This is a genomic window from Streptomyces sp. SS8, from assembly GCF_054072955.1.
The window spans coordinates 176,368-200,503 of record NZ_JBSVCZ010000002.1 but is presented as its reverse complement, the minus strand read 5'-3'; the positions used below and the strand labels follow the sequence as shown (position 1 = coordinate 200,503).

Sequence of the window (24,136 nt, the reverse complement as noted above, 5' to 3'; positions counted from 1 at the left end):
CGCACCGATCCGGTTCCGGCCCGGTCCCGGCGCTGCCACGGTGCACCAGCTGGTCAGCAGGGAGGATGCGTCGTCGTGAGCAGCAGGCCATCCCGAGGCGCTGCTCGCCTCGCAGCCATACTCGACGCACTGCCGGACGCGTTGCTTCTCGTGAACTGCAACGGCACGGTCGTCAACGCCAACAGCATCGCCCTGGAGGTCTTCGAGTCGCCGGGCACGGCCCTGGTCGGGCGCGGACTGCTCGACCTGCTCCCGGACTTCGACTCCAAGCTCATCCCCGGCTCGATGCGCCGCCCCGACGACGCCCCCCAGCCCCGCACCAAGCCGACGCGGATGGTGGCCCGGCGCACCGACGGAACGCAGTTCATGGTCGAGGTGACCAGTGCCAACCTGGAGGACGGGCGCACCCCCTACGAGTCCTCCTTCGAGGCCGCCTTCGCCGACCACGGCAACAGCTACACCGGCGACGAGCTGCTCATGCTCGTCGTCCGCGACCTCACCGGCACCGTCGACACCGAGGCCGAGCTGGCCCGGCAGCAGCGCCAGACCGAGATGATCCTGCGCGCCGCCGCCGAGGGCGTGGTGGGCGTGGACACCGAGGGCCGGGTCGTCCTGGTCAACCCGGCCGCAGCCCAGATCCTCGGCCACCGGGCCGGTGAGCTGGGCGGGCAGAAGCTCCACCCGCTCGTCCACCACTCGCGCCCCGACGGCAGCCAGCTCCCGTGGGAGGAGACGCCGCTCGCCGACAGCCTGCGCTCCGGGCGCAAGCACCGGGTGCGCGGGCAGGTGCTGTGGACCAAGGACGGGCGCGCGGTGCCGGTCGACATGACGACCGCGCCGGTGCGCGACGGCGACCAGCTCGTCGGCGCGGTGCTCGCCTTCACCGACCGCACCGCCTACGACGCCCTCGCCGCACGCCACGAGCAGCTCCTGGCCGTGCTGGAGAGCGGGCTGCGCGGGCCGCTGGAGCAGCTCCGCGGCGAACTGGGCGGCCTGGCGGCCGATCCGGCCGGGCAGCTGTGGCCGGAGGCGAACCAGACGCTGCACTACCTGGCCGCCGGCTACGCGCGTATGACCACGCTCGTGGACAACGTGCTGGGCTACCAGCGGCTGGACGCGGGCGCCGAGCGGCTCGCGCGCGAGACGGTGTCGCTGGACGAGGTGGTGTCGGCCGGTGTGGAGGGCGCGATCGAGCTGATCGGGCCCGGGCGCGCGCAGTTCGCGGTGCACGCCCCGCCGGTCGACGTGGAGGTGGACCCGGTACGGCTGGCGCAGGCGCTGGCCCATCTGGTCGCGGACGTGGCCGGCGTGGACGCGACCGGCAACGCGCAGGGCCCCGCCTCCGGCGACTCCACGATCGTGGTCGCGGCGGCGCAGCGCGGGGACGTGGTGCGCATCGAGGTGCGCGGCCCGTACGGCGGCGGCAGCCCGGTGCACGAGCCGCTGGTGCGCGGGATCGTGCGGCGGCACGGCGGTGTGCTCCAGACCCATCAGGTGCCCGGCGCCGGAGGCGGCAGCGCCTACGTGCTGGAGGTGCCGGTCGGCTCCCCCGATCCGGAGAAGGCGGCGGCCCGGCGGAAGCGGGGCGCCCGGGAGCAGGATGCCCCAAAGGCGCGGGGGGACCAGGGGTCCAAGGACACTCAGGGCTCCCCGGACACGCAGGCGGCCCAGGAGGCACGGGCCGCCCAGGGCGGGGGCGAGACGACGGTGATGCCCGTGCCGTCGCAGCCGGTGCGCGGCACGCCCGCGGCGCACGCGGCGGGTGCGGCGGAGGCCGCCGGTGGCGGGGCGATCGCCCTGCCACCCGGCTCGCAGGACCGGGCGGAGACCGCCGCGCCGGACGACGGCAGCGGCGCCGGGACGATCCCGCCCGGCGGCGGACGGCGCCGGGCGCGGCGCGCACTGGCCCAGGGCGGCGAGCCCGCGGAGAACGCCGGGGGCGCCGGGGACAGCGGTGAACACGCGCCGGCCCAGTTCCCCCAGCAGAGCACCGGCCGGCGTGCCCGCAGGGCCGCCGCCGGGCCCCAGCCGCCGGCCCCGGCCGCCCCCGCGCAGGCGCCGGGGCGCGCGGCGTTCGCGCTGCCGCCGGGCCCGACCCCGGCTCCGGACCCGGCAGCGCAGCCCGGGCAGCCGCCCGCGCAGCCGCAGTTGCAGCCCGTACAACCGCAGTCCGGGCAGCCTCAGCCCGTACAGCACCAGCCCGTCCAGCAGCCCGGGGCCGGGGCCGGGGTCGGGGCCGTCCAGGAGGACCGGCCGACCGGCCGGCGCCGCCGCGTGCCGCCGCCCGAGGAGACTCCGCAGCCGGCTCCCGCCGCTGCCGGGCCGCAGGCCCCCGGGCCCGAACGGCACGCCCTCGCCCAGCACTCCGAGCACACCCAGCTCCCCGAACACGACGGCACGAACGGCGTGGGCGGTGCGGGTGGCGCCGAGCAGCCCGCCCAGGCCGACCTCACCGTGGTCGCGGGCAGTCCCATCCTGGGCGGCGCGGTGCCGCCCGAGGCGGCGCCCCGGCAGCGTGCGCTGCCGATGCCGGGCAGTGAGGCGGCGCCGCAGGAGCAGACCTCCGGCGTCAGTGTGCGCACCCTCGGCCAGGGTGTGCCCTTCGCCCGGCAGGCGGGCGAGCAGCACACCGGCCAGCACGCGGTCCAGCAGCCCGCGCCCCCGGCACCGCCTGCCGCGCCGCCTGCCACACCGCCCGCACCTGCCGCACGCCCCGCGCCGCAGCCCCCGGCCCAGGCGCCCGCGCCCGGCCCCGCACCCACATCTGCGTCCACGCCCACCCCCACGCCCGCGCAGACCAGTGCCGGCCCGGGCCGCCGCCGCAAGCTCGCGGCCCCGCCGGCGGAGAAGGAGCGCGCCGCCGAGGCGGCCGCCGCGGCCATCGCCGCCACGCCACCGCAGGCGCACCCCCAGTACCCGCCGGCCCAGCACACCCACAGCGGGCGGGAGTTCGCCATCGGCGCGCCCGAGGCCGGGGCCGAGGGGCCGGAGCACCTGGACGGTCCGGGCGGCGCGGTGGAGGTCACCGGCGGCAGCGGCCAGGTGCCGCTGCCGGCCGACGACGAACTGCCGCCCGAGCCCCTGGACAACCCCCGGCGACTGCTGGTGTGGCCCGAGCCGGACGTCTCCACCCAGCAGGCCCTGACCGACCGCGGCTACCGCCCCGTCATCGTCCACTCCCGCGAGGAGGTGGACGCCCAGATCGCGGCGTACCCGGCGGCCCTCTTCGTGGACCCGCTGACCGGCCCCATCACCCGTACCGCCCTTCAGTCGCTGCGCCAGGCGGCCGTTGCCGCCGAGGTACCGGTGCTGGTGACGGCCGGTCTGGGGGTGGCCTCGCGTGAGGCGGCGTACGGCGCGGACCCGGCCGTACTCCTCAAGGCCCTCGCGCCGCGCGACAGCGAGCAGCACCCGCCGCGGGTACTGCTGGTGGAGGAGCACGCGGCCATCGCGGACGCCATGGCCGCGACGCTGGGCCGGCGCGGCATGCAGACCGCGCACGCCCCCTCGGACGCGGAGGCGGTGCAGCTCGCGGCGCAGATCCGGCCGAATCTGGTGGTGATGGACCTGATGCAGGTGCGCCGCCGCCGTGCCGGGATCATCGACTGGCTGCGGGTGAACGGCATGCTCAACCGCACGCCGTTCGTCGTCTACACCTCCGCCTCCATCGACGAGGCGGAGCTGCCCGGTCTGGCGTCCGGCGAGACGGTCCTCTTCCTCGCGGAGAGGTCCACGAGCCCGGAGGTGCAGTCGCGCATCGTGGACCTGCTGGCGAAGATAGGCGCCAACTAGCCGCCGCCGGCCGGGCGTACCGGCCCACCGCTTCGTCGGCACGGCCGACCGGAGGCGTTCGCCGTCGCGGTGTCCGGACCGCCGCTTCACACGGTGCCGGGACCGGTGCCACTGGCCCGCGCACCGGCCTCGATGTCGTGGCGGAACCACACCGGCGAGGCCGACGCGAGGGAGCCCTACGGACCGCACGCGGGCGGCGGCCCGGACGGGAGTCCCGTCCGGGCCGCCGCGGCAATCCCTGTGCGCCGTACGCGCTCAGAGCCGGGTGACGTCCAGCTCTCCCTGCGCGTACTGCGCCCGGATCACCTTCTTGTCGAACTTGCCGACGCTCGTCTTCGGCACCGCCGGGATCACCGCCCAGCGCTCGGGAAGCTGCCAGCGGGCGACCTTGTCGGAGAGGAACTCGCGCAGGTCCTCGTACGAGACGTCACCGGCGCCCTCCTTGAGGACGACCGTGGCCAGCGGGCGCTCGCCCCACTTCTCGTCCGGCACGGCCACGACGGCGGCCTCGGCGACGGCCGGGTGGCCCATCAGGTGGTTCTCCAGCTCCACCGAGGAGATCCACTCGCCGCCGGACTTGATGACGTCCTTGGCGCGGTCGGTCAGCGTCAGGTAGCCGTCGGGGGTGATCACGCCGACGTCGCCGGTGCGCAGCCAGCCGTCGGGGCTGAACTTGTCCTCGGGGCGCAGGGGTTCGGCGTCCGCGCCCCCGTAGTACGCCCCGGCGATCCAGGGGCCGCGCACCTCCAGCTCACCGGCGGACTCGCCGTCCCACGGCATCTCGGTGCCGTCCGGGCCGATCAGCCGCGCCTCGACGGAGGCCGGGAAGCGGCCCTGGCTGATGCGGTACGGCCACGCCTCCTCCTCGCTCAGCCCGCCCGGCGGGTGGGCGACGGTGCCCAGCGGGGAGGTCTCGGTCATGCCCCAGGCGTGGGTGACGGTGACCCCGTACTTCTCGCCGAACTCCCGCATCAGGGAGGGCGGGCAGGCCGAGCCGCCGATGGTGACGTTCTTCAGGGAGGAGATGTCGCGCGGGTTGGCGGCCAGCTCCGCCAGCAGCCCCTGCCAGATGGTGGGCACGGCCGCCGAGTGGGAGGGCTTCTCGGCCTCGATCATCGCGGCGAGCGGGGCCGGCTGGAGGAAGCGGTCGGGCATCAGCAGGTTGACGCCGGTCATGAAGACGGCGTGCGGCAGGCCCCAGGCGTTGACGTGGAACATCGGCACCACCGGCAGGGTGGTGTCGGCGTCGGTCAGGCCCATCGACTCGCCCATGTTGACCTGCATGGAGTGCAGGTAGATGGAGCGGTGGGAGTAGACGACGCCCTTGGGGTCACCGGTGGTTCCGGAGGTGTAGCACATGGCCGCGGCCTCGCGCTCGTCCAGCTCGGGCCAGTCGTACGAGGTCGGCCGGCCCTCGATCAGCGCCTCGTACTCGTGGACGGCCGGGCGGCAGCCCTCCAGCACGGAGGTGTCGCCGGGGCCGACGACCACGATGTGCTCGACCGGCTCCAGCTTGGGCAGCAGCGGGGCGATCAGCGGCAGCAGCGAGCCGTTGACCAGTACGACCCTGTCGGCCGCGTGGTTCACGACCCACGCGAGCTGCTCGGCGGGCAGCCGGAGGTTGAGGGTGTGCAGCACCGAGCCCATGGACGGGATGGCGAAGTACGCCTCGACGTGCTCGGCGTTGTTCCACATCAGGGTCGCCACGCGGTCGCCCGGGGCCACGCCGAGTTCGTCGCGCAGGGCGTGGGCGAGCTGGGCGGAGCGGGCGCCGACCTCGGCGAACGTCCTGCGGTGCGGTTCGCCTTCCCCGGTCCAGGTCGTGATCCGCGATTTTCCGTGCACCGTGGTTCCGTGTCGCAGAATGCGCGAGACGGTCAGCGGTACGTCTTGCATCGTGCTCAGCACCGGGGCCTCCCGTGAACGAGATATACGTGCGCCGCCGCCTGCGGGCGGGCGGCGCTGTCGTTGCGGGAAGCCTGCCACCGACCGGTCGGTATGTCACTAGGTCGGACCCCGATATGTCGCCGTCTTTCCCCCGGCCCGCCGCTACGCGGCTACCGCCGCCTCCCCCTCGGCACCCCCCGCGCCTCTCAGCCCCCTCAGGTCACCGGCGTCTCCACCGGTGCTCCCTCGCACCTCTCGCGCCTCTCGCAGCTCTCGCGCCGCTTTCGTCCCCCGGGCCCCGCGAGCATCCCTCACACCCCGCGCTCCCCCCTCCGTACCGCCGCCCAGCACGTCCGCCAGGAGCCGCGGGTCCTCGCGGAGCTTGGCCAGCGCCCGCGACACCGCGCTCTTGACCGTGCCGACCGAGACCCCGAGCACCGCCGCGGTCTGCGCCTCGCTCAGGTCCTCGTAGTAGCGCAGGGTCACCATGGCCCGCTGCCGCTCCGGGAGCGCCAGCACCGCCCGCCACACCGCGTCGCGCACGGCCTGCTGCTCGGCGGGGTCGGGGCCGGGCACCGGCTCGGGCTCCGGCAGCTCCTCGCAGGAGTACTCGTCCACCCGGCGCCTGCGCCACTGCGAGGTGCGCGTGTTCACCAGCGCGCGGCGCACGTAGCCGTCGAGCGCGCGCTGGTCCTCGATCCGCTCCCAGGCCATGTAGGTCTTGGTCAGCGCGGTCTGGAGCAGGTCCTCGGCGTCGCTGGGGTTGGCGGTGAGCGAGCGCGCCGTGCGCAGCAGCACCGGCCCGCGGGCCCGTACGTACGAGGTGAAGGTCAGCGGCGTCACGGTCGCGGCCGTCCCATGCGTGGTCATGGCCCAACGCTAGGAGCCGGGACCCCCGTCCCGGATCGGCCCCAGGTCCCGATGCCGCGTCCCTCTCAGGGTGGAGGCGGGTCGCCGCCTCCACCCCCGGGAGGGGGACGGACCCCGTACCGCCTCGGGGTCGCCCCGGCGACCGCCGGCGGGCGGCGGACCGCACCGGCCGCGCGCACAACAGCGCACAACAGCAGAGCGGCCGCACCGAGTGCGGCCGCTCCGCCCATCCCTTCCTTCTCCCGGGACACCGGCCGGTTCCCCGCCCGGCCGGCGCCCGTCGGCTCATCCGAGCCCGTGAAGCGCGTGCACCACCACGGCCCCGAACCGGGTGATGCGGGTACGTGCCATGTTCTGTCCTTCCGGAGCGTGTGCCTGAGGTTGTCGCAGCGACGTCGCGAACTCAGACTGCCCTACGGAAACCCGGCGAACCACCCACAACGCCCCAACCACTCGCAAGAATGACGACGTGTCGATAAACCTCCCACGCAACCGCATAACCCTCTCCCACCCGTCCGCAGCAGGGCGGACGCCACCGGCACGCCCCTCGCACGCCCGTACGCGCCTCCACCGCACAGCGCCCGCGCCCTCCCCGCGCGCCCCGCGTCCGGAGCCAGGCGCCCCCACCGGCCGGCAGTGGAACGGCACGGCCTTTGGGGCGCGTCGTCCCTCCGAGGGCGCACGACGAACGCGCCCCGGAGGGGGAGACCACACATGGACACGAGCGGATTCGCCGAGTGGGCAGGGCACTTCGAGGAAGAACGCGAGCGCAGGCACGCCCAGGGCGACCCCTGCTGGGAACGGGGCGCCACCCTCCACCCGGCCGTATGGAGCAGTGTCCAGCGCTTCCAGGTGGGCGAGGACGGCGACGGCGCCAACCTGATCACCAAGGCGGACCGGGCCGGGGACCCCGACTACGCGCGGGCGGTCCGGCTGTTCGTCGCCGAGGAGCGCAACCACGCCCGCCTCCTCGCCCGCCTGCTGGCGGCGGGCGGCGCACCGACCCTGACCGGCCACTGGAGCGACAGGGCCTTCGTACGGCTGCGGCGCCTGATGGGGCTGCGCATGGAACTGCTGGTGCTGATGGTCGCGGAGGTGGTGGCGCTGCGCTACTACCGCGCCCTGCGCGACGGCGCCGACGACCCGCTCACCTCGGACGTGGCGGGCCGCATCCTGGCCGACGAGCAGCGCCACGTACCGTTCCACTGCGAGCGCCTGCACGACTCACTCGCGGAGCTGCCCCGCCCCCTGCGCCGCCCGGTGATGAGTCTGTGGCGGCTGATGCTCCTGGCCGCCTGCCTGGTCGTCGCAGCCGACCACGGCCCGGCCCTGCGCCGCCTCGGCCTCGGACGCCGCTTCACCGCCGACGTCATGGCCTCCTCCCGCCCGGTGGTCTCCGCGATCCTGAGCCCCGCCCGGCCGGGCATCCGCCCGGGCACGCCCTGACGCAGGGCGACGACCGCAGCACCGCCCCGGAGACCGTCAGTTCAGCGACTTCTCGATGGCCTCGAAGATGTCCGCGTCGGTCTCCTTCTGCCAGTCGGGCAGGTCGGTCCAGTCGGCCACGTACCCCGGCTTCGGGTCCTCGAAGTGCTTGAACATCTGGGCGATCCAGCACGTGGCGACGTAGCGGCCCTTCTGCTCCCGGGTGAGGCGCGAGGCGTGCCCGCCGCTGAGTTCGAGGAACTGCCGCACCTGCTCGTAGACGGCCCCGGCGGCCTCGCGCTCCCACTGCGGGGTCTCCTCCCAGGGCGTCACATAGCCGGGCTTCGGCTCGCCGGGGAAGTGCTCGCGAACGCCTGCGATCCAGGACTCACGGAACAGCCGCGCGCCCTCGGCCTGGGTCATACCTACCCCTTCCATTACTTCATGCTCAATGCACCGATCTCGGTCCTCAACTCGGCGACACGGGCGTCACGGGCCAAGGGACCAAGGTCATTTCCCAGAGCCCGAAGTCTACGGGTGATATAGCCGGAAGAGGATTCCCGTGCCAGGCGCAGGGCTTCTTTGGCGTAGGTGATGACCTGATCCGGGTCCTTGCGCTTGACCCCAATGGCTGCCAGGTTCGCGAGAACGGAACCTCGCCGCCGGAACGATCGGCCTTCCGCAAGAGATTCCTGGTCAAGGGCCCCCTGGAGGGCACGCTCAGCGAGGTCGAGCCGCCCGAGTTGCACGTATCGAGCGCCGCGTTCTTCCGCGAGCCGGGAGCCGTCGAAGCGGAGCCAGCCGCCGTTCTGCGGCGTCCCGGCCAGATCCGCGACCTTCTCCGCTTCGTCGAGCGCGTACTCGCACGCAGCGAGGTCCCCGATACCGGCGAACGCCTCGGCCTGCACCGCCGCAACCCAGTGTCGCGTCGAAAGACTGCTGTCCCCACGCCGTGCAATACGCTCAGCCGCCGACAGAGTGCTGACGGCCTCCTGATAGCGCCCTTCGTACATGTCAACGTAGGCGTGGCGAGTCAGAGAGCAAGCCCAGAGGTCGAACGCCCCAGCGTCTTTACTGGCCGATGCGGCGAGTGTGTACGCCGTTGCGGCATCAAGGTATCGGTTGCTGTCGAACGCCAGCTCGCCCGCAAGTTGAAATAGGTCACCCGCAGCACTGCAGAGAGTCTGCACCTCCTTGCCCGAACGGCTGTCCAGCGCTTCGGTGAGAGTCGCGAGCTGATCGCGGACGACGGGGTACACCGAACCTTTGGCGCGGGCAAGTTGGTACACCTGCCACAGATGCGCGTTCATACGGACGAAGTCCCCGGAAGATCGCCGCTGCTCGCTTTCCGCGAGGGCCTCCACCTCTTCCGCAGGCAACCCGGTCACAGCCCCGGCGACGGTGAGTATGCGCAAGAACTCGCGTCGGATCATTTCATCGATGTCCCTTGGGCCGTAGTCGTTGTCTGAAGAAACCCCTGCGGACTCCTGACTCGTACTCGGAGATCTGGAGACCAGGGCGTCCAATCCGGCAAGGTCGATTTGCAGTGCCGCTGCGTACTTCTGGCGCAATGAGGGCTGGATCTCGGTCTTCCCGCTCTCCCACCGACCGACCGTCGTACGGTCAACGCCAATGATGTTGGCGAGTCCTTCCTGACTGTAGCCCAGCGCCTTTCGCCGCTCAGCGAGGCCCACTGCCCACTCCTTCCCCGCACATCCCGCATGCGGGCGACAGTGCGCCCGTGCACGCTTCTGCATCAAGGCTGCCTCATGGATGCCGTGGAGTCTGCCGGTTCGGAACGGTTCCCTTGAACCAGCGACATCGACCGCCGGACAGACATCGAAGCCACAACGGCGAGCACCGCCATTCGTTACTGCGGCCCGCCCGGTTGCGGAGAGACCCACATGCACTGGATCAGCGAAGCGGTGCGTACGAAGAGGTGAGGAGTTGACGACCATGGCTACGGACGAGCCCGCCAAGGGCGACGCGCTCTACGACGAGATCCGGAAGACCGTGGGCGAGTTCCAGGACAGGGACGCCGCGTACTACCTCCTGCGCCCCGTCGGCGGAGGCCGCGAGTGGGCGGCCCTGCCCGAGGTGCTGCGTCCGGCCACGCAGGCCGAGTTGCTGAGCGCCCGTGTGAAGGCCGCCAACCGCGCCGCCCGGATGCCGTGACACGGGCCGCCACCTGGATGCGCTTCTGGTGCGAGCTGTCGGCGAGCGCCCCCGGCCGGCCGTCCCGGATCGTGCTGGGCCTGTACCTGGCCCCCACCCCGCGTCTCGCGGTGCGGTGGATGCGCGGGCAGGCGGAACGCGTCGCCCGGGCGCTCGATCCCGGCCCCGGCACCCCGTGGCTGCCCCCGGCCTGCCTGTGTCCCGTCCGGGCGGAGGGCGTCCCCGGCCCCGGCTCGGTCATGCGGGAGTGGGCGCGCGCCGAGGCGGAGCGGGAGAACGCCCTGGAGGTGCTGCGGGAGGGCTGGTCCTACACCGTCGCGGCCCACGACGAGACGGCCCACTACCGCCTGGCGGCCTGGCCGCTGGTGCTGCCGCCCGCCGGAGGACTGCGGGTGTACCGGCGCACCCGCGTGGCCGCACAGGCCGCCCCACTGGCTCCGCCCCGGCCGCGTCCCGCAGGACGACCGTGACCGGGGCGGCAGGCTCCCGTTCCTCACGGGACGGGAGCACGTACACGAAGAGACCACCCCGACGAAGGAGAACCCATGAACCCCATGCAGACGCTCCAGGCCGACGCGGGCAACCCGCAGGACGACAGCGACTCCGGCAACAAGCACGGCGGAGGCGGCTCGGACGAGGGCGGCAACACCAACGACGGCCAGGGCCCGGCGGACGGTCGCTGAGGTGGCCGAGGACACGACGGTGGAGGCCGGTCCCGAGCGGCTGGCCTCCACCCTCCTGGAGAAGGGCGCGCTGACCGCCGACTGGCTGCCGGCGTTCCACGCCGTGCCGCGCCACCTGTTCGTACCCGAGATGATCTGGCCGGGTCGGGCCGGCATGAACCGGCAGGACGACCGGGTCGTCCGCTCGCAGTCCCCGGACCTGTGGTGGGAAGCCGTCTACTCGGACGCGCCGATCACCACCCAGTGGGACGACGGTGCGTACACCGGGCCGGAGCGGGGCCGTACTCCGACCTCCTCCAGCTCGATGCCGACGATGGTGTTCTCCATGCTCGCCGACCTGGGCGTACGGCCCGGCGACCGGGTGCTGGAGATCGGCACGGGGACCGGATGGAACGCGGCGCTGCTGTGCCACCGGCTGGGGGACGGCCACGTCGTCACGGTCGAGGTGGACGAGGGCGTCGCCGCCGAGGCCCGCGCCCGGCTGTCCGCGGCGGGCTTCTCGCCCCGCGTCGTCGTGGGCGACGGCGCCGAGGGGTACGGCGAGGGGGCGCCCTACGAGCGGATCATCGCCACCTGCTCGGTGGGGCGCGTCCCCGCACGGTGGCTCGAACAGGCCCGGCCCGGTGCGGTGATCGTCGCACCGTGGGGGCCGATGTACGGCGGCGAGGGGATCGTCCGGCTCACGGTCCGGGACGACGGGTCGGCCTCCGGACCGTTCACCGGCTCCTCCGCGTTCATGCGGCTGCGAGAGCAGCGCAGGAGGCTGCCCCCGACGAGCGAGTACCTCGGGGGGCGTGAGTGGCCGGCCGGGGGCGCGGAGTCCACGACGACGCTCTCCCCCGACGACGTGGGCGACTGGATCCACATGTTCGCCATCGGCGTCCAGGTGCCCGACCTCTTCTGCCGGGTCGCCGGCGGACCGGACGGCTCCTACCGGCTGTGGCTGCACGACACCGGCCTGACGAGCTGGGCCACCGCCGACCACGAGAGGGGCCGGACCGAGTTCCGGATCGTCCAGGCCGGTCCCCGCCGGCTCTGGCACGAGCTGGAGTCCGCCTGGCGCTGGTGGTACCGGCAGGGACAGCCGGACTTCGACCGTTTCGGCCTCACGGTGGACGGACACCGCCACACGGTCTGGCTCGACTCCCCGGACAACCCCGTCCCGGACTTCACCAGCGCGCCAACGCCCTGAGCCCCGCCGCCCCTCACCTGTCCCCGCCCACCCGGACGGGGACAGGCCTCCCCAACCACACCACCAAGGAACCGAGTTGCCCGTACAGCACGACATCGCGGCCGAACGCGACCTCTGGGACGCCTACGCGAGCAGCACCCGCAACGACGTTACCGACGCCGAGCCCGTCTTCAACTGGACTCAGTACCGAGGGCACGGCCCGGGAACCGAAATCCTCGGGAACCCGGCCCGTGTGCTGGAGATCGGCTGCGGCACCGGCCGGGCACTCGCCCACCTCGCTCAGCGCGGCGTCAGGGCGAAGGGCGTGGACCTCTCACCCGTCATGGTCGCGAACACCACGAAGCGGTGGGGGCCGCTGGGGGTGGAGTTCGTGTGCGCGGAGGTGCTGGAGTTTCTGGCCGACGACCGGACGACCTACGACGCGGTGTACTCGGTCTTCGGCGCCGCCTGGTTCACCGCCCCCTCCCGCCTCTTCCCACTGGTCGCCGCCCGACTGAACCCGGGCGGCGTCTTCGCCTTCTCCCACCCGCCCGCCATCCCCGGCGCCTACGGCCCGCAGGGCATGTACAAGGGCGGCTTCGCCGGCCCGGCCATGTTCACCTACCGCTACAGCTACAAGCCGCAGGTGTGGGCGCGCTTCTTGGCCCGCGCCGGCTTCCGCGACGCCGAAGTCCGCATCCTCGACGCCCCCACCCCGGGCCACATCGGCACCCTCCTCGCCACCGCCACCAAGCCCTGACCGCCCACTCCCCATCAGCGGAGGAGCGAGCCCCTCGGGACTCGCCCCCGGCTCCTGGACACGAGGTCAAGGCCCGTCGGCCCGCTAGGGGAGAACGCCCGGACCGCCGTCCGGCTCGGCCTCGGACCGCTCGGCGGCCGGAGCTCCCGGCTGTCCCGGAATCGCGGTGACCGGCGCGGTGACCGGCGCGGTGACCGGCGCGGTGACCGTCTTCCTGGGGCCGAACATCAGGCTGGACGGCTGCTGCGTCCGCCGGTCGGACACGACGATCCCGCCGCGCCACTTCCTCTCGGGGTCCTGGTACCGGAACTGCAGCTTCTTCAGCCGCCGCCCGAACTGCTCCCGCAATGGCCGGTAAGCGTCGTCGCAGTGCACGTTCCACGTCACGTCGCTCAGGTAGGCGTGGCACGCGATGGGGAACAGCAGGGAGGACACCACGAGATCGGCGAGCTGGAGGAGCGTGTGGGTGTCGCTGTGGCCGAAGACCGGGGACTCGATGACCCCGCGGAGGCTGTCACCGCCCGTGCGGTACTTGCGGGTGGTCACGCAGTGCACGTTGGGCGCGTTCTTCACCTTCGTGCGGCTGTCGAGGACCATCATGCCGCGCGAGTGCTCGTGGGCGAGCTGGGCCTGCAAGGTCTCGTTCAGCGCGGCGACGGAGGCCGGGTACACCCCGGACTCGTCGAAGGCCATCCCTTCCTCCTTGATCCACACGCGGGCGAGGACGCGGGCTTCGTGGGTCTCCAGTATGTCGAGCAGCGAGGCCACCAGCTCCATGGCCGCACGGCGCCAGCCGTGGTTGCCGGCACGGAGGTTCTTGCGGACGTCCGAGCCCTTGATCTCGTGCTGGATCACCTCGGAGAGCTGCTCCGCGTTCCGCAACTGCGGCCGGTAGTGCTTCTTGACGTCGAGGAAGGCCCAGGTGAGGGACTTGACCTGGGCCCGGGGCACGGTGAATCCGCCGACGACGAGGACCGGAGGGGCATCGGGCCGCACGGGATCGAGCGTCTGCCCGTTGCCCGCCTCGTCGATGTAGCACAGATGCACCGAACCTCCCGAAACACGTCTGTGGCCGCCCCCGAAGGGACGGCCACAGGGTCTGCGCAGCCATATGCGCGATGTTTTGCTTGCTGAGGTCGATCCTGCCGAGAGCGGCTACGTTCGGTCAAGTCGGGCGCACGTTGGGTGGTACGGGTTTCGGCCAGCCTTGACGGGCGAGGCCGGGGAACGCCGCCCAGGCGGTCGGCACGACGGCGAAGCAGCAGGTTGGTGGGCCGGACAGGACGGTGGGCGCGGAGGTCGACGTCCGAGGCGCAAAGGGGGGGAGCCCCGGGCTCGTCAAGCCCGGACGGGCGTGGGGCTCCGGGAGTCGTAGGATCCCCCGTGTGATTACGGGCGAGCTGAAGAGCAAGGTGGGGCGCGTCTGGGACGCGTTCTGGTCAGGTGGCATCGCTAACCCGCTGGAGGTGATGGAGCAGATCACGTACCTGCTCTTCATCAAGCGGCTGGATGAGATTCAGTCCCGCAAGGACCGCAAGGCGGCGGCGACGGGCAAGCCCGACCCAGACCCCTTCTTCTCGGACGACCAGCAGGATCTGCGCTGGCAGAACTTCAAGATCAAAGCACCCGAAATCATGTACAGAATCGTCGCCGACGGCGTCTTCCCGTACCTGCGCCGCATGGGCGGGGACGAATCGACGTACTCCCATCACATGAAGGACGCCCGGTTCACGATCCCAGGGCCCAACCTTCTCGTGAAGGTCGTCGACCTGCTCGACGACATCTCCATGGACAGCAGTGACACCAAGGGCGACATCTACGAGTACATGCTCGCGAAGATCGCCACGGCCGGCCAGAACGGTCAGTTCCGCACGCCGCGCCACATCATCGACCTGATGGTCGAGATGACACAGCCGGGGCCCCGCGACGAGGTCTGCGACCCGGCGTGCGGCACCGCTGGCTTCCTGGTGCAGGCGGCGTCGTACGTGAAGCGGGTGCACCGTGACGCGCTGCTCGGGGTGGAGCAGCGCAAGCACTTCAACGAGTCGATGTTCCACGGCTTCGACTTCGACAACACGATGCTCCGCATCGGCTCGATGAACATGCTGTTGCACGGCGTGGAGAACCCGGACATCCGGCACCGAGACTCGCTCGCGGAGAGTGCGGCCGGCGAGGCCGAGCGCTACTCCCTGATTCTCGCGAACCCGCCTTTCGCGGGGAGCCTGGACTACGAGTCCACGGCGGTGGACCTCCAGCGCATCGTCAAGACAAGGAAGACGGAACTGCTGTTCCTCGCCCTGTTCCTGCGGCTCCTGAAGCCCGGTGGCAGGGCAGCCGTCATCGTCCCGGACGGGGTGCTGTTCGGTTCGACCAAGGCACACAGGGAACTGCGACGGACCCTGGTGGAGGAACAGCAGCTCCAGGCGGTGGTCAAGCTTCCGAGTGGTGTCTTCAAGCCGTACGCCGGTGTCTCGACGGCGATCCTGTTCTTCACGAAGACGGACTCGGGCGGCACGGACCACGTCTGGTTCTACAACGTGCAGGCGGACGGCCTGAGCCTGGACGACAAGCGCAACCCGCTGCTTCCGGAGGAGCGCCTGGGCGTCCGCCCGCAGGGCGACCCGCTGACACCGGACGAACTCCTGAAGAACAACCTCCCGGACGTCCTGGCCCGCTGGCAGGAACGAGACGGCGCGGAGAGGGACCGGGCCAGGACCGAGCAGAGCTTCTGCGTACCCAAGGTGGACATCGCGGCCCAGGGCTACGACCTCTCCCTGAACCGCTACAAGGAGATCCTCCACGAGGAGATCGAGACGCGGGCGCCGGCGGAGATCCTGGCGGATCTGGAGCAGCTGAACGAGGAGATCGCCAAGGGTACGGCGGAGCTGAAGGGGATGCTGGCGTGAGTCGGTGGCCGGAAGCCGCGCTGGGAGATCTTTGCGAAATCACCATCGGTAAAACCCCTCCGCGCGCAGAGCGGAAATACTGGGGAGAGGGCACGCCATGGTTGTCGATTGCCGACATGAATCAAGGGCGTGACCTCAGGGTAACGAAAGAGCAAGTCACTGACCTTGCCGCGAACGGCCCGGCTGGACGGCTCGTTCAATCCGGTACGCTGCTTCTAAGTTTTAAGCTCAGCGTCGGCAAGGTAGGGTTCTCTCGAGTTCCCATGTATACAAACGAAGCCATTGCCGCATTGCCTATTAAAGATAGATCTCGCACTCACCCTGAATTTATGTACTGGGCCCTAAAGTGCGCCGACTTGCTCCGTGGTGCGGATGATGCGGCCATGGGTAAGAATCTCAACAAAAAGAAGCTGGCGGAGTTCGCCGTTCCGCTTCCGTCTCTCGCAGAGCAGAGGCGCATCGCCGCCGTCCTCGACCAGGTGGATACCCTCCGCGCCAAGCGCCGCGAGGCCATCGCCCTCCTTGACGACCTGACCCAATCCATATTCCTTGACATGTTCGGTGACCCTTCTGTAAATACTCGCGGCTTTGAGGTGCGTGAAATTGAGACCCTGGTTGCGGAGGGTGACCGGATCAACTACGGTGTGGTACAACCTGGCCGGCATGTTGAAGACGGGGTTCCTTTGATTCGATCCGGAGACTTGAGGCGGCTTGGGGTTGACAGATCATCGTTGATGCGAATTTCTCCGAATATTGAGTCACGCTATTCTCGATCCAGGATTAAAGGGAACGAGATTCTGATCGGCTGCGTCGGCGCGATCGGAGAGGTGGCCATTGTTAGTGCCGATGACGTGGGTTCCAATATTGCCCGCGCCGTCGCACGGATCCCAGTTACCGACGATGCGGATCGTGAATATTTGGCCGCCTATTTGCGGATGGATTTTGCGCAGCATTATTTCACTAGGGAACTGCGCACAGTCGCGCAGCCTACGCTAAACATTAAGCAAATCAAGAGTGCGCCCGTGGTGTTTCCGCCCTCTCACCTGCGCTCAAAATTTGCAGAAAGCGTACGCAGCGTGATGCAGCAGCGTGCGGCACATGTAACCCACCTCGCCACCCTCGATGAACTCTTCGTCTCCCTGCAACGCCGCGCCTTCTCCGGCACTCTCTGGGAGCATGAAGCCACCGGCGAGGCCGCGTAAGCCGCTTTCGCCGTTTCCGGTGCGCAGCACCGGCCGCACCACCAGCACCACAAGCCGCTCGTGCGGTCGGGCAGGGGAGCCCGGCCCTCGGGTGGTTCTGCCGTAGGAGACGGACGGATACGTCGGCCCCGTGCGGGACCGGGGCTGGGACGCCAACTCGGGTCCCCGGTCCCGCACGGCAGCGCCGCAACAGGGGAGAGGGGCACCGCACCGCCATGGGTAGCGATCAGAACGGTCAGAGCAACCAGAACAGCGACGGCCAGGGTCAGGCCGACCACGGCAAGAGCGCCCGCGACCGCGCCGCAGCCGACAACGTCGGCCGCACCACCGGCGGCAACTTCGCCTTCCTCCGCGCCGAGTGGCCCGCCCTCTATGACGAGGCGCTCCGCGCCGAGCGGCTGATTCACCACGATCCCCGTGCCGCCTGCTTCTACGCCCGCCGCGCCATCGAGATCACGGCCCGCTGGATGTACGACAAGGACAGCAGCCTCAGCGAGCCCTACAAGAAAGACCTCGCGGCGATGCTCCACGAGCCGAGCTTCCGGCAGCTCGTCGGGCCGACGGTCAACGCCAAGATGGATCTCATCCGCCGGCACGGCAACAACGCCGTGCACAAGGCCGCCCCGGTCCCGAGGACCGTCGCCGAGGCCAGCGTCAAGGAGCTGTTCCACTCCCTCTACTGGTTCGCCCGCACCTACACCCGCCGGGCTTCGGCCGTGCCGCCCGCCGGGCTGGAGTTCGACACCAGCGCCGTACCGCGCCCCCTCTCCCCCCAGGCCCGCGCTCTGAAGCAGGCCGAACTCAAGGCCAAGGAGGCGGAGGACGAGGCACGCTTCAAGGAGCAGGCCGAACAGCTCGCCGCCGAGCGCGCTCAGAACGAGGACCTCGCCCGGCAGCTCGAAGAGCTCAAGGCTCAGATCGCCGCCGCGAAGGCCGCCAACCAGGCCGTGCGGGACACCCACGACTACGACGAGAAGGCGACCCGGGACGCCTTCGTCGACCTGCTCCTCAAGGAAGCGGGCTGGGACCTCCTCACCCCCGGCAAGGACACCGAGTACCCGATCGCCTCCGGGATGCCCACCAAGACGGGCAAGGGCTACGTCGACTACGTGCTCTGGGGCGACGACGGCAAGCCCCTCGCCGTCGTCGAGGCCAAGCGGACCCAGCGGGACGCCCGCGACGGGCAGCAGCAGGCGAAGCTGTACGCCGACGCGCTTGAGAAGCAGTTCAACCGCCGCCCGGTGATCTTCTATACCAACGGCTACGTGACCCACCTCTGGGACGATGGCCTCGGCTACCCGCCCCGCGAGGTACAGGGCTTCTTCACCAAGGACGAGCTGCACTGGCACATCCGCCAGCGCGCCGGACGCCTCTCCCTCACGGCTACACCGGTGAACGAGAAGATCGCGGGTCGCCCCTACCAGCTCCGCGCGATCAAGCGGGTGGGTGAGACCTTCGAGCGGGACCGGGGCCGTCAGGCGCTGCTCGTCATGGCGACCGGTACCGGCAAGACCCGTACCACCGTGGCCCTCGTGGACCAGTTGATGAAGGCGGGATGGGCGCAGCGGGTGCTGTTCCTCGCCGACCGGCAGGCGCTGGTCACCCAGGCGATGAAGGCGTTCAAGGAGAACCTGCCGAACACCCCCGTGGCCAGCCTCCTCGACGACAAGGCCGCCTCGGCCCGCGTCTACCTCTCCACGTACCAGACGATGATGAAGCAGATCAACGTCACCGACGGCGCGGGCCGCCGCCGTTTCGGTCCCGGCCACTTCGACCTGATCGTCATCGACGAGGCGCACCGCTCCGTGTACGCGAAGTACGGCGAGCTGTTCCGCTACTTCGACTCGCTGCTGCTCGGCCTGACCGCCACGCCCAAGGACGAGATCGACCACAACACGTACAAGCTCTTCGCCATGGAGGACGGGGTCCCGACCGACTCCTACGACCTCCAGGAAGCCGCCGCCGAGGGCTACCTCGTCCTCCCCAAGGCGGTGAAGGTGCCGCTGAAGTTCATGGAACACGGCATCCGCTACGCCGACCTCTCGGAGGAGGAGAAGGCGGAGTGGGACGCCAAGGAGTGGACCGAGGACGGTGACGTCCCGGACGCGGTCGACCGCCACGACATGAACAGGTTCCTCTTCAACGAGGACACCGTGGACAAGATGCTGGAGACGCTGATGACGCGCGGCCACCGCGTCGAGGGCGGCGACCGGCTCGGCAAGACGATCATCTTCGCCAAGAACAACATCCACGCCCGGTACATCGAGGAGCGCTACAACGCGAACTACCCGCAGGGCGCCGGCCACACGGCGCGCGTGATCACGTACAAGGAGACGTACGCCCAGTCCCTCATCGACGACTTCTCCAACCCGAAGAACCCGCCGAACGCCCCCGACATCGCCATCTCCGTCGACATGCTCGACACCGGCATCGACGTGCCCGAGGTGGTGAACCTGGTCTTCGCCAAACCCGTCTTCTCCAGGACCAAGTTCTGGCAGATGATCGGCCGCGGCACCCGTCTGCGCCCCGCCCTCTACGGCCCCGACCCCGACAACCCCGAGCACAACAAGCAGAACTTCTACGTCTTCGACTTCTGCGGCAACATCGACTTCTTCAACAGCCAACTCGACCGGTCGGAGGGGCGCAGGGCCGTCACTCTCGGCGAGAAGCTCCTCCAGCGCCAGCTCGACCTCGTCCGGGTCCTGGACAAGCGGCAGCAGCCCGACCCGGCACGGGACGCCGGCCCCGACGCGATCGGCACCGAGGCGGAGATCCGCTGGTCGCTGGCCCACCGGCTGCACCACACCGTCACCGGCATGAACCTGGAGAACTTCCTGGTCCGTCCGCACCGCCGGGAGGTCGAGGTCTTCAGCGACTTCGGCAGCTGGCACCGGGTGGACGACGACGCGGACACCGCGATCCGCGAGCACCTGCTCGGACTGCCCAGTGAGTTCCGTCCGGACGACGAGGAGACGGGCGAGGAGGCCAAGCGGTTCGACTTGGCGGCGTACGGCCTCCAGCTCGCCGCGCTGGAAGGCGGCAGGGATTTCGCCAGGCTGCGCGCGAGGATCCAGGACATCGCCTCCAACCTGCTCACCAAGACCAACATCCCGGCGGTCGGCGAGCAGGCCGAGCTGCTGGAAGCGGTGGCGGGCGAGGAATGGTGGGACGGCGTCACGCTCCCGCTGCTGGAGGACATGCGGCGCCGTATGCGCCGACTGGCGCGTCTCACCGACCCCAAGGTCAAGCGGAACGTCGTCTACACCGACTTCACCGACGAGCTCGGCGACATCACCGAGGCCGAGATCCAGGGAATGCCCCAGGGCACGGACAAGCAGCGCTTCAAGCAGAAGGCCCGGGCCTACCTTCTCCGTCACGAGGACCAGCCGGTGGTGCGCAAACTGCGTCACAACGAGCAGATCACCGAGCTCGATCTCGCGAGCCTTGAGGAAATTTTCCTCGCAGAGGCCATCGCCTCCCCGGAGGACCTCGACGAGGTGCGGTCCTCCGGCGGTCTCGGCCTGTTCGTGCGCGGGCTGTGCGGGCTGGACCGGCAGGCCGCGCAGAAGGCGTTCGAGGCCTTCTGCACGGGCAAGCAGCTCAGCTCCCGCCAGCTCGACTTCCTGACGCTGATCATCGACACGGTGGCCAAGCGCGGAATCCTGGGGCTGGGCGACCTCTACGAGGACTCGTTCGCCGATCTCGCCCCCGGCGGCCCGGACGACCTGTTCACGGATGACGAACTCAAGAGCCTCAATGTCATCTTCAAGGAACTGGAGCGGACAGCCAAGCCCACCACCTTGGCGGCCTAGAACCGGCGCTGCGGCGCTCGGTGGTCTCTCATGCGCGCAGGACGGAGGGAGCCAGCGTCCTCGCGCGGTCGTGGAGGTCGCGGGCGGTGCGGTTGCGGAGGTGGGGGCGGATCAGGGTGAACATGGCGCGGATGCGGTCGTCCACCCGTCCGCTCTGGACCATCGGGTACTCGTCCAGCGCGCCGTGCCAGGTCTTGCACGCCGCTTCCAGGTGCCCCATCTTCATCTGGAACTCCGCGAGTGTGGCCCTTTCCTTGACCCTGGAGCGACGGTAGACGTCGTAGCAGAGACGGTCGGATTCGCGCATGGCCTCCACGGCTCCGGGAATGTCGCCGAGTTCATGACGGACATGGCTCGTGTGGTACGCGAGCGCGGCGGGGTCGTAGGAGCCGAAGGTCTTCGCTCTTGACTCGGCCTTCTCCATCGCCGTCTCCGCGTCCCGCAGGTGGGCCAGGGCGGTGCGGCGGTCGCCGGTCTGGGCGGCGGCGTGGGCCTGCTGGCCGGCGAGGAAGGCGCGCATGCGCGGTCCGGCCTGCGGGGAGGCGGCGGCTGCCGCGTCGGCCAGGCGCAGGGCCTCCGGCCCGTGGCCGAGGTCGACGGCCTGGACGCTCATGCCGCGCAGCGTGGTGCAGTACGTCAGGTGGTCCTCGGCGGCGCCGGCCAGTTCCAGGGCCTTGAGGTAGTACTGCTGGGCCAGTCCCTGCAGGCCCTCGTCCACGGCCATGTAGCCGGTGAGGTAGCACAGGTCGGAGGCGGCCGAGAGCATGTCCTTGCGCACCGGCTCGGGGGCGTCGGCGCGCAGGTACGCCGAGACGGTGTTGACGATGAACGAGGCGGCCATGGGCCGGGCGTGACGGCCGCCGAACTGGTCGTCCAGTTCGCTGATCCGCTCGGTCATGGCGACCACCATGTCCACCTCCGGCCGTCCGATGCGCACAGTGCGGCCGGCCCGTACCGCCTCCATCCGGCCCACCACGTCCTGCCAGCCGGGGACGGTCAGCGCCACGGAGAACAGCCCGACGCCCAGAACGCTCCTGCGGGATGGGTCCATGTCCGTCCTCCCGAGGTTCATCAGTCCTTCCACGGTATCCGCGCCACAGCTCGTCTCCTCGGCCTCCAGACCGATCTCGGCCAGGGTGACCGGCCTGCGCAGCCGACGTGACAGGGCCTCACGGAGGAAGGGGCGTACGGCCTTGCGCGGCCTGGTGCCGCTCAGCCAGTGGCTCACCGCGGACTCGTCGTACCGCAGCGGCACCCCTGCCTCCGCCCCGATCCGGTTGACCGCCAGGGCGAGTTGGGCCTGCGACCACTGGCTCTCGGTCAGGACGCGCCGCAGGCCCTCGTTCGGCTTCCTGGCTCCCATGCCCACTCCCCCGCATCCACGCGATCTTTCACGGGTTTCACGCGCTGCCGCTCCACCCACGGTACCGCCCAGAGTAATCACACGGTTACGTATCCGTGAGCACGGAAGTGGTCGGTCCCGAAGTCCAGCGTGCGGAGGGAATCCGTCGCGCAGTCCGCCGTGACGCGGGTCCGGCCACGGCTGTCGACGGCGCCCAGATCCAACTCGGCTGCTTGCGAAGCCAGTTCGGAATCAGCATCCAAGCGGCACAAGGCACCGGCCGGCAGACAGCATCCCCCGACAAGAGAGGGAACACCGGTGACAGTGATCGTCAAAACTCCGCCGGCCCGGAAAGCCACCACCCGGCTTCTGTGGCTGGACCTGACGCGGAAGTGCCAGCTCGCCTGCGGGCACTGCTACAACTCCTCCGGCCCGGGCGGATCGCACGGCACCATGACCCGTGAGGACTGGATCGGTGTCCTGGACCAGGCCGCGGCCTGTGGCGTGCGCGGGGTGCAGTTCATCGGTGGTGAGCCGACCATGCACCCCGACTTCACGGCCCTGGTGGACCACGCGCTGAACGCCGCTCTGGAGGTGGAGGTCTACAGCAACCTCGTGCACGTCTCCCAGGAGTGCTGGGAGATCTTCCAGCGCAAGGGACTGGCGCTGGCCACCTCCTACTACTCCGGCCGGGCCGAGACCCACAACGCGATGACCGGCCGCCGCTCCCACGGAAGGACGCGGGAGAACATCGCCAGGGCCGTCCGGCTCGGCATCCCGCTGCGCGTCGGAGTCGTCACCGGCGACGAGGACCAGGCCGCGGGTGCCCGGCGGGACCTGGAAGCCCTGGGCGTGGAGCGGATCGGTGTCGATCACGTCCGTCCCTTCGGTCGGGGCGGACAGGGCCGGGTCCCCGACACGGCCAAGCTCTGTGGCCGGTGCGGATCGGGCGTGGCCGCCATCGGTCCCACGGGGGATGTGTCCCCGTGCGTGTTCTCCGGCTGGATGGGCGTCGGCAACGTCAGGCACACCCCGCTCGCCGCTATCCTCGGCGGCGAGGCCATGACCCGCGCCACCACGGCCATCCAGGGCGCGGCCGGGAGGAACGCCCCCTGCGGCCCCGACGACGAGGAGTGCACGCCCGGTTTTCCGGGCAGCTCGTGCAGCCCGAGGAACTGAGGACGATGGACACGCCCCTTCTCGCCGCCGACTTCCGGGAGTTGATCCGCCCGCACACGGGGGACCTGACGCGCGTCCGCCCCACCGCCGGGGGGCACAGCTCGGACGTCGCCACCGTGGTCGAGTGCGAGAAGGGGCCGTTCTTCGTCAAGGCGGTTCCCAACCGGCCCGGCGGCCGGCGCGACTCCATCGTGCGGGAGCGGCTGATCAACCCGGCCGTACGTCCCCTCTCCCCCGCTCTGCTGTGGCATGCGGAGAGCGACGCGTGGGTCGTGCTCGGCTTCGACGCCGTGGAGGGGCGGGCGGCCGACTTCTCGCCGGGCTCCCCCGACCTGCCCACCGTCGTCGGTCTGGTGGACCGGATCGGGGAACTGGACCTCCCCGAGGTCGCGCAGGAGTGGCCGGAGACCCGGTGGGACCGGTTCGTCGGAGACGAGGGGCAGGCCGCCCCCCTCCGGGGCGATGACCTGCTCTACACCGACATCAACCCCGGCAACATGGTGATCGGTGAGCACACCGCCTGGGCCGTGGACTGGTCATGGCCCACCCGTGGCGCGGGCTTCATCGACCCGGCCTGTCTGGTGGTGCAGCTCATCGCGGCCGGGCACAGCCCCGAGTCCGCCGAATCCTGGGCTTCCGGCTGCGCGGCATGGGTGGATGCGGACCCGAAGGCCCTCGACGCCTTCGCCCGGGCCAACGCGCTCATGTACCGCGCCTTCGCCGACCGGAAGCCGGATGCCTCGTGGCTCGGGGCGATGGCGGACGCTTCCCGGGCGTGGGCCGACCACCGCGTCGTGAGCACGTAGCGTGGAGGACTGAGCGGTTCTCCCGGCAGGGATGCCCGCCAGGTCACCCTGCCAACAGAGATAAGGGACCCCTACGGCGGTGGGGGTCCTTCGTCATGTGCGGATGCGGTTGGTGCCGCCCTTGCC

General features: G+C 70.6%; 17 protein-coding genes and 1 pseudogene. 12 read left to right on the top strand and 6 right to left on the bottom strand.

What is annotated here, in order from left to right:
• Positions 1-75 precede the first annotated feature (75 nt).
• Positions 76-3,792 carry a PAS domain-containing protein gene (locus ACW69E_RS02755; RefSeq protein WP_457496553.1) on the top strand — a complete coding sequence of 1,239 codons (3,717 nt, stop codon included), beginning with the start codon at positions 76-78 and terminating at the stop codon, positions 3,790-3,792.
• A 255-nt stretch (positions 3,793-4,047) separates the two neighbouring features.
• Here ACW69E_RS02755 and ACW69E_RS02750 read toward each other — a convergent pair whose 3' ends face one another.
• Both ACW69E_RS02750 and ACW69E_RS02745 read right to left on the bottom strand, forming a co-directional pair.
• Positions 4,048-5,700 carry a long-chain fatty acid--CoA ligase gene (locus tag ACW69E_RS02750; protein ID WP_457496552.1) on the bottom strand — a complete coding sequence of 551 codons (1,653 nt, stop codon included), beginning with the start codon at positions 5,698-5,700 and terminating at the stop codon, positions 4,048-4,050.
• A gap of 339 nt (positions 5,701-6,039) precedes the next feature.
• Positions 6,040-6,549: pseudogene (locus tag ACW69E_RS02745) on the bottom strand (SigE family RNA polymerase sigma factor); the annotation flags it as partial.
• 714 nt (positions 6,550-7,263) lie between these two features.
• Here ACW69E_RS02745 and ACW69E_RS02740 point away from each other — a divergent pair.
• A complete protein-coding gene (locus tag ACW69E_RS02740) occupies positions 7,264-7,995 on the top strand; it encodes a ferritin-like domain-containing protein (protein ID WP_457496551.1) in 732 nt (243 codons plus the stop codon).
• 36 nt (positions 7,996-8,031) lie between these two features.
• On the opposite strand, the gene ACW69E_RS02735 is transcribed toward ACW69E_RS02740, so the two are convergent.
• Complete coding sequence (locus tag ACW69E_RS02735) at positions 8,032-8,397, bottom strand: hypothetical protein (RefSeq protein ID WP_457496550.1); 366 nt, start codon at positions 8,395-8,397, stop codon at positions 8,032-8,034.
• 14 nt (positions 8,398-8,411) lie between these two features.
• Positions 8,412-9,668, bottom strand: coding sequence for a helix-turn-helix transcriptional regulator (locus ACW69E_RS02730; RefSeq protein WP_457496549.1), 1,257 nt, complete (start codon positions 9,666-9,668; stop codon positions 8,412-8,414).
• A gap of 262 nt (positions 9,669-9,930) precedes the next feature.
• On the opposite strand from ACW69E_RS02730, the gene ACW69E_RS02725 reads away from it, so the two are divergent.
• The 5 genes from ACW69E_RS02725 (at position 9,931) to ACW69E_RS02705 (ending at position 12,763) form a co-directional block, all read left to right on the top strand.
• A complete protein-coding gene (locus ACW69E_RS02725) occupies positions 9,931-10,149 on the top strand; it encodes a hypothetical protein (RefSeq protein ID WP_457496548.1) in 219 nt (72 codons plus the stop codon).
• Positions 10,146-10,619, top strand: a complete 474-nt coding sequence (locus ACW69E_RS02720) for a hypothetical protein (protein ID WP_457496547.1) — start codon at positions 10,146-10,148, stop codon at positions 10,617-10,619. The genes ACW69E_RS02725 and ACW69E_RS02720 overlap by 4 nt, the downstream gene beginning before the upstream one ends.
• Positions 10,620-10,694: 75 nt before the next feature.
• The gene (locus tag ACW69E_RS02715; protein WP_457496546.1) at positions 10,695-10,832 is read left to right on the top strand and encodes a hypothetical protein; all 138 of its coding nucleotides are present in this window, start codon (positions 10,695-10,697) and stop codon (positions 10,830-10,832) included.
• Position 10,833: 1 nt separating this feature from the next.
• The gene (locus ACW69E_RS02710) at positions 10,834-12,024 is read left to right on the top strand and encodes a methyltransferase domain-containing protein (RefSeq protein WP_457496545.1); all 1,191 of its coding nucleotides are present in this window, start codon (positions 10,834-10,836) and stop codon (positions 12,022-12,024) included.
• A gap of 76 nt (positions 12,025-12,100) precedes the next feature.
• A complete protein-coding gene (locus ACW69E_RS02705) occupies positions 12,101-12,763 on the top strand; it encodes a class I SAM-dependent methyltransferase (protein ID WP_457496544.1) in 663 nt (220 codons plus the stop codon).
• A gap of 84 nt (positions 12,764-12,847) precedes the next feature.
• On the opposite strand, the gene ACW69E_RS02700 is transcribed toward ACW69E_RS02705, so the two are convergent.
• Positions 12,848-13,810, bottom strand: coding sequence for a DUF3800 domain-containing protein (locus ACW69E_RS02700; RefSeq protein ID WP_457496543.1), 963 nt, complete (start codon positions 13,808-13,810; stop codon positions 12,848-12,850).
• A gap of 338 nt (positions 13,811-14,148) precedes the next feature.
• On the opposite strand from ACW69E_RS02700, the gene ACW69E_RS02695 reads away from it, so the two are divergent.
• The 3 genes from ACW69E_RS02695 to ACW69E_RS02685 all read left to right on the top strand — a co-directional run bounded on the left by ACW69E_RS02695 (position 14,149) and on the right by ACW69E_RS02685 (position 20,683).
• Complete coding sequence (locus tag ACW69E_RS02695; RefSeq protein ID WP_457496542.1) at positions 14,149-15,669, top strand: type I restriction-modification system subunit M; 1,521 nt, start codon at positions 14,149-14,151, stop codon at positions 15,667-15,669.
• On the top strand, positions 15,666-16,871 hold the full coding sequence (locus ACW69E_RS02690) for a restriction endonuclease subunit S (RefSeq protein WP_457496541.1): 1,206 nt from the start codon (positions 15,666-15,668) through the stop codon (positions 16,869-16,871). The genes ACW69E_RS02695 and ACW69E_RS02690 overlap by 4 nt, the downstream gene beginning before the upstream one ends.
• Positions 16,872-17,086: 215 nt before the next feature.
• Positions 17,087-20,683: a DEAD/DEAH box helicase family protein gene (locus ACW69E_RS02685; protein ID WP_457496540.1), complete on the top strand. Its 3,597-nt coding sequence runs from the start codon at positions 17,087-17,089 to the stop codon at positions 20,681-20,683.
• 28 nt (positions 20,684-20,711) lie between these two features.
• On the opposite strand, the gene ACW69E_RS02680 is transcribed toward ACW69E_RS02685, so the two are convergent.
• Entirely contained in the window at positions 20,712-22,046 is a 1,335-nt protein-coding gene (locus tag ACW69E_RS02680; protein ID WP_457496539.1) for a tetratricopeptide repeat protein, read from the bottom strand.
• Positions 22,047-22,343: 297 nt separating this feature from the next.
• Here ACW69E_RS02680 and ACW69E_RS02675 point away from each other — a divergent pair, with 297 nt between their 5' ends.
• A complete protein-coding gene (locus tag ACW69E_RS02675) occupies positions 22,344-23,204 on the top strand; it encodes a radical SAM/SPASM domain-containing protein (protein WP_457496538.1) in 861 nt (286 codons plus the stop codon).
• Positions 23,205-23,209: 5 nt separating this feature from the next.
• On the top strand, positions 23,210-24,010 hold the full coding sequence (locus ACW69E_RS02670; RefSeq protein WP_457496537.1) for a hypothetical protein: 801 nt from the start codon (positions 23,210-23,212) through the stop codon (positions 24,008-24,010).
• Positions 24,011-24,136: the final 126 nt, after the last annotated feature.